This is a genomic window from uncultured Arcanobacterium sp. (genome assembly GCF_947253055.1).
Taxonomy (GTDB): domain Bacteria; phylum Actinomycetota; class Actinomycetes; order Actinomycetales; family Actinomycetaceae; genus Arcanobacterium_A.
Genome location: NZ_CAMXYE010000082.1, coordinates 1 through 6,029 on the forward strand (window position 1 = coordinate 1; position 6,029 = coordinate 6,029).

The window sequence follows — 6,029 nt, forward strand, 5'->3', positions numbered from 1 at the left end:
CTGGGAATGCCGCCAGCTCGGTATCTTATGCTATCTGTGGTCTGCCCACTTCCCTAATTACGGTATCTATCGCGACGGCAATGTTTACCCGCCTAGCCAAAGCAGCGCGGCAGCGTAATTACCAAATCATGCGCAAGCAAGCCGCCTATACGGTAAATACCATCTCTGCTTTTAATTTCTTAGCACTCTCCCTAATTATTACTTTAGCTTTCCCCGTTTCCCGCGTCTTTGTGCCGGCCGGCTCGACTGGCGAAATTGCTTCTCTCGCCCACGTAATTATTCCGATGAGCTTTAGCTTGCTCGGCACCGGCGTCACAATCGTTTATAACCGCGTTTGCTATTCATTAAACGATATGCGCGGGGCTTTCTTTATGGCATTACCCGGGCAAGTCATCATGATAGTGGGATATCTGTTATGCTCCTTCCTTCCTCCTACTCATACCGTAAGCGGTGTGGGAGTAGTTATGAGCCTCTCCACCGCCACTACCGGAATATTGCTGATTCTCTATTCGCGAAAGCTCCTCCGCCATATTTACGGTCGCGATATTTTATGGGCACATCTAAAACTCGCTCTGGTTGCTTTACTCATCACCATCCCGGGAGTTCTCGCTATTCATGCGGTGGGGACAGAGAAAGTTACCGGGAGCTTCCTGGCGGCAGTCGGCACGATTTTGGTGGTGACGCCGATAATGGGCACAGTTTTCTTACTGCTGTTAAAACTTTTCCGCGTACGCGAATTACGCTCTATTTTACAGGCTTTAGCTATGGTGGCTGGCAAACTAGGATTGAAGAGCTTAGCGGCGCGCATTTCTGATTCAGATTCCTAATTCCGGTTCCTAATTCCTGATTCCTGATTCTTGATTTCTAAAACTACAGCTTTGAACTGGATAAACACTGCCAGATGCGTGTCTGACCTCCTTTCTTCTTTATCTTCGATACACTTACGGTGTGCTTTTAAATTTGGAAGATACGGAAAAAGCGCAAGAATTGCGCCAGTTTATTGCTGATTCTCCCCACAGTGCGCTCACGCAAACTTTTGGCTGGGCAAAAGTAAAAAACAATTGGCAGCCACACTATTTTTATCTAGAAGAAGCCGGCAAAATCACCGCGGCTCTCTCTGTGCTCTCTATCTACGATAAAACGATTGACGGCCGGTTTTTCTACGCTCCCCGCGGGCCCGTCTGCGCCTTAGAAGATATAGAGCGAGTAGCAGAACTTCTGGAAGAAGCTAGCGCCTATGCCCGCGCGCACGGCGGCTTCTTATTGCGGGTAGATCCGGAAATAGGAGAAAATTCAGAGCTAGAGGAGCTATATAGCCAACGTGGCTACTATTTTCAGAAAGATCACGGCGCCACCTCCCAGCCTCTACAAAGCCTCGTGCTAGATTTTACCGAGCATGGCTACCAAGATGCGGAAGAAATTCTCAATTCTCTCTCCAAGAGCACCCGTAAGACGGTACGCCGTTCTTATCGTCTAGGCATCAGCAATCACGTAGGAAGCCGCGCTGATTTACCGGAGTTTTATCGCATTTTAGAAGTCATGAATAAGTACCACGGTATTACCTACCGGCCGTACGACTATTTTGAACGCCTCTATGATGCTTTTTCTGATAATGTGCGCTTGAGTTTCTCGATGTATGAAGGAGAAGCTATTGCCACTTCCCTATTGGTAATGCACGGCAATAGAGCCTTTGCCATGTACGGAGCAGATACCCATGAATATAATTTAGGCCAGAGCTATCAAATCAATTTTGAAGAAATTAAATTCGCTTTCGAAAATGGCTACCGCTATTACGATATGGGTGGAATTTTTTCGACCGACGAAACAGATGGCCTCTATCTTTTTAAGCGGAAATTCACTGCCGACGGAGTAGTGAATTGGATTGGGAATCTAGATATTCCGCTCGATGTGGCGAAGTATGAACAATTTACGCAGCGAAAAAAGGCTTAGGCGCGGATATGAAAAATACGGAAAAAATTTTGCCAATTATTTTAGGCACCGATGAGAATTCTTATACAATTGCCCGCAGTTTCCACGCTGCTTTTGGGGAAAAAGTAGTGGTGTGTGGAGCCGGTATTCTATTGCCTTTTTATAAAAGTAAAATCGCAGATATCTACACAGATGAGAATTTCTCCAGCGATGGGCGCATATTTAGCGATTTATTGAATTCGGTGTACGAAAAGTATCGAGAAAAAGCCGAAAAATTTATGCTTTTCGGGCCGACTGAAGAATATCTCAAACTTCTCTACACTAATTTAGAGAATTTAGATTTCACTCCCTTACTTCCCTATCCGGAAAAAGAGCTCGGCATTGCTTTGATGGATAAAAATTATTTCTATGGGCGGATGGAAGAATGCGGAGTGGAGATTCCCCGTACGCGCGTGGCGAACGCCGAAAATTATCGAGATGTGCTCTGGGAGGCGAAGCTTTTTATAAAAGCAGCCGATTACGAACTCTTTAATTCCTATGATTTTCCGCAAAAACATAAGGGATTTTTGGCAGAAAATGCCCAAGAAGCTCAAGATTATCTAGCGGCCGTCTACTCTAGTGGTTTTTCGGGTGAGATGCTTGTACAGACCTATATTGCTGGTTCTAATAGGCAGGAGTATTCCGTCAATGGTTATCGCCGGCAAGATGGAGAATGCATTTTCGTGCAGGCGCGTAGCATTCTCACCGACCAACGCCCCATGTGGGTGGGGAACCATCTTCTTCTCACCGATAGCTATCGCCGCGATTTATATCCCCTTTGCCAGCGGGCATTAGAAAGTCTGGGCTACTATGGATTCTTTAACTTTGATTTCAAAGTAGATGCCCACACTGATAAGCCATATATGCTGGAATTAAATACTCGCCTCGGGCGCAGTTTTTATTATGCGAACCTCAATGGAGTTAATTTTATTGAACAGGCTGTGCGCGATTTTCAGGGCGCCGAAGTAACCCCTATAGAACGCCGACCCTTTAATTGGATTACCGCCACCCGCAGCGCCGTGGAGAAAATGCTCAGCGGAGAAGATTTAGCATATTTCCAAGCTCCAGATCGCTATGCCAATACGGGAAATGCTCTCGACTACCAGGTAGATTCTAACCCCCTGCGTACAACGCGCATCGCCGGGCATCGGAAAAAATTAGGGGAAATTTTACCAGCGGCGGCGCAGGCAAATACGGGTATGTAGTTCTTCGCTTTGCCCACCTACGTGGCGAATTCCTGCCTCTTCTACAGCTAATTGGGTGCGATAGTAGCGGAGAGCAGCGCGGAGGCGAGTTTCTTCGCTCTCGAGGAAAAAATAGCGTTCATTTACGGCCGCTTGCAGGTCTTCCACCGCGCTAGCAGCAGCGGCAGACTTCGGAGCTTCGTCAATATTTGCAGCAGGGCCTAAGTTAGGGGCACTATCTGCCGCCGGAGCAAGCGCCGGAGAAGTCACTATCTCTAAAAAGTGGGCACCAGCGCGGCAAGCAGCAATACGCGCTGCCTCATGAGCCCGGATATGGTCTGGATGTCCATAGGTGCCCGCATTGTCATAGGAAATTACCCACTTAATATTCTGATCTTTTATTAGCGCTTCAATATCTGCAGCGCTTTCCAGCAAAGAGGCAGCGGTAAAAGATTGGCGATCGTTATCTAAACTAGCGCCTGCTCGATCTTTACTCACCCAGCGCATCCCCGAATCACGATAACGGCGGGGAGGAAGCCCCGCTGCACGGGCCGGAGGCATTCCGAGAAAATAGTGAGAAATTTTTTCTCCCGCACCGAGCTCTGCTAAAGCTGCGAGGAGCTCTTCTTCCCGCACCTGCGTCAGCTCTTCTTCGCTCAGCCCTTCGTAGCCACTTTCGGGGCGAATTTCTCCTTTTTCCCCGCGTGTAGCGGTGAGAACTCCCAGAAAAGAATCAGTATTGTTTTTCTTTCGTTCTTTGCTTAGAGCACTTAATAAGGCGCCGGTCGAAATAGTATCGTCATCAGGATGAGCATGCACGAAAAGCACATTCTCCGCAGCTAATTGGGTAAGCTCAGGCACTGGGGCTTTTTCCGGATGAAGTTTCTGCATATTTTGACTATTACAACGCAGATCCATAAAAGCACGCGCTTCTTCGTAAAGGATACGCAATCTATGCGCCGATTCTTTCCAGGAATGCGCCAAGGCATATTTACGCCCGCGCGCGCCCAGCTCTGCCGCCACCTGCGGATGGGTAATTAGATAGTTTATCTGCGCCGCCCAATCTGCTGGGTTGCGCGATTCTAAAAGTAGTCCCGTTTTTTCATTGCGCACTGATTCCCGCAATCCTCCCACGTCTGCCGCTATTACCGGCACGCCGCTCGCCGCTGCTTCCAGCGCGACTAAGCCATAAGTTTCGGAGTAGGAGGGAATCAGCAATCCGCGGGCGCCGCGCATAAAACTCGCTATTTCTTCTGCGGGGCGGGCGCCAAGGAATTTTATTTCTTCGCTAAGATCTAAGCGACGCACGAGTTCGTGCATTTTTTCGGCATATCCGGGAGAATCCGAAGCTTCTCCTCCGGCAATATAAAGATGTGGGCGCTTTGGAAGCGGAATTTCTGCCCAAGTACGGATAGCTAATTCAATCCCTTTTAGGGGCTGCAAGCGAGCGGCGAGTAAAAAGTAGTCTTTTTTATCCGACTGAGCAGACTCATCTACCTGATTCTGTTTATCTGGCAGTGCCGATTTCGGATATGGCGTAAATTTTTCGGTATCTACGCCCGGATGCACGATGCGGATACGCTCTGGAAACCCTTCTAAACGCCGCACCACGGTATCAGCTTCAGCCTGCGATACGGCGGCGATTATATCAGCATGTTGCGCAAGGTATTTTTCTGCCGCTGGGCGTGCCGCTGCTTCTGCGCGCTCCCCCAATTCTAGAGCTGATTCTAAGCTGGGAGCGGCAATGGAATGATAGGAAACCACGTGTGGAATATAGGCAATATTTTCCCAGCGTTTTCCCCCATTTTTTGCTAGTAATTCGAGAACTTCCAGAGCCGCTATACCACTCATCCAATGCTGAGAGTGCAGCACATCCCACGGATCTGCATTTTCTAAAAACTGCGCTAAGGCGGTAGAAAATTCAGAAATAAATTGGGGAAGTTCCCCTTTCGGATAACTGCGCGGAGCACCAGCGGGAAGGAAATGCAGGCGGAGCCGCGGAGCTATTTCAAAACTTCCTCTCTCATCTGGCGCACTAGAGCGTGTATATATATCGACTTCGTCGCCGCCGGCTGCTAATTCGCGCGTTTGCCCAGCTACTGTTATATTCATTCCTCCTACTTCTCCGGAACCGGGAGAAGCAAAAGGATTAGTATGATAGCAAATTATTCCAATTTTCATGCGTTCACCAGCGTCTATATTATATCAGAGCGATATATTAAGTATATGAGGTGGATGGGGTAAATACGCTGCTGCTGGGGAATTTAACCGCCGCCCCGGAGGTGCCAGCTGTATATTGGCGGTGATTTCTTTTTGCACAGCTTCCCTCCCCCTGCTCTTTCTTTATATTCTACCTTCTCTGCTTTACGGATGGATTATTTGCTTTAGAATTAGGAGTTAGTAGCAGTTTTCGAGGAGGAAAAGTGGCTAAAAAACGGGTAGTGATTATTGGATCAGGCTTCGGTGGACTTTTCGCCGCGAAAAAACTTCGCAAAGCTGCGGTGGATATTACCCTCATTTCGCGCACCTCCAACCATCTTTTTCAACCTCTCTTGTATCAAGTAGCTACCGGTATTCTTTCTCCGGGCGATATTGCTCCGAGTACGCGCGAGATACTGGCTTCACAGAAAAATGTGGCGGTGTTGCGCGGCTTAGTAGAAGATATCGACGTAGAAAACCACGAAGTTTGCTGGCGGGCTCATAATCGGCAAATGCGCACCCCCTATGACACTCTAATTGTGGCGGCGGGAGCTACTCAGTCGTACTTCGGGAATGAAGATTTTTCTATCTTCGCCCCCGGTCTGAAAACTATTGACGACGCTTTAGAAATTCGCGCGCGCATACTCGGAGCCTTTGAATTAGCTGAACTGACTTCCG

Annotated in this window: 5 protein-coding genes; 4 read left to right on the plus strand and 1 reads right to left on the minus strand. The window is 48.3% G+C overall.

The features are described 5' to 3' along the window. The 3 genes from Q0X35_RS05765 to Q0X35_RS05775 all read left to right on the plus strand — a co-directional run. The coding region (locus Q0X35_RS05765) for a lipid II flippase MurJ (protein ID WP_297566444.1) at positions 1-827 on the plus strand (827 nt) is incomplete at its 5' end. Between the two features lie 121 nt (positions 828-948). Continuing rightward, positions 949-1,950 (plus strand): peptidoglycan bridge formation glycyltransferase FemA/FemB family protein, encoded by a 1,002-nt coding sequence (locus Q0X35_RS05770; protein ID WP_297566446.1) that lies wholly within the window; start codon positions 949-951, stop codon positions 1,948-1,950. Between the two features lie 8 nt (positions 1,951-1,958). Further along, on the plus strand, positions 1,959-3,173 hold the full coding sequence (locus Q0X35_RS05775) for an ATP-grasp domain-containing protein (protein WP_297566447.1): 1,215 nt from the start codon (positions 1,959-1,961) through the stop codon (positions 3,171-3,173). On the opposite strand, the gene Q0X35_RS05780 is transcribed toward Q0X35_RS05775, so the two are convergent. Then, on the minus strand, positions 3,138-5,333 hold the full coding sequence (locus Q0X35_RS05780) for a glycosyltransferase (protein ID WP_297566449.1): 2,196 nt from the start codon (positions 5,331-5,333) through the stop codon (positions 3,138-3,140). The genes Q0X35_RS05775 and Q0X35_RS05780 overlap by 36 nt on opposite strands. Positions 5,334-5,575: 242 nt before the next feature. Between Q0X35_RS05780 and Q0X35_RS05785 the strand changes: the two genes are divergently transcribed. Then, a partial coding sequence (locus tag Q0X35_RS05785) for an NAD(P)/FAD-dependent oxidoreductase (RefSeq protein WP_297566451.1) occupies positions 5,576-6,029 on the plus strand: 454 nt, incomplete at its 3' end.

What these genes read in the sequence shown, in the direction of transcription:
- Q0X35_RS05775 (WP_297566447.1), top strand. Translation starts at nt 1,959, where the DNA reads ATGAAAAATACGGAAAAAATTTTGCCAATTATTTTAGGCACCGATGAG.
- Q0X35_RS05780 (WP_297566449.1), bottom strand. Translation starts at nt 5,333, where the DNA reads ATGAAAATTGGAATAATTTGCTATCATACTAATCCTTTTGCTTCTCCC.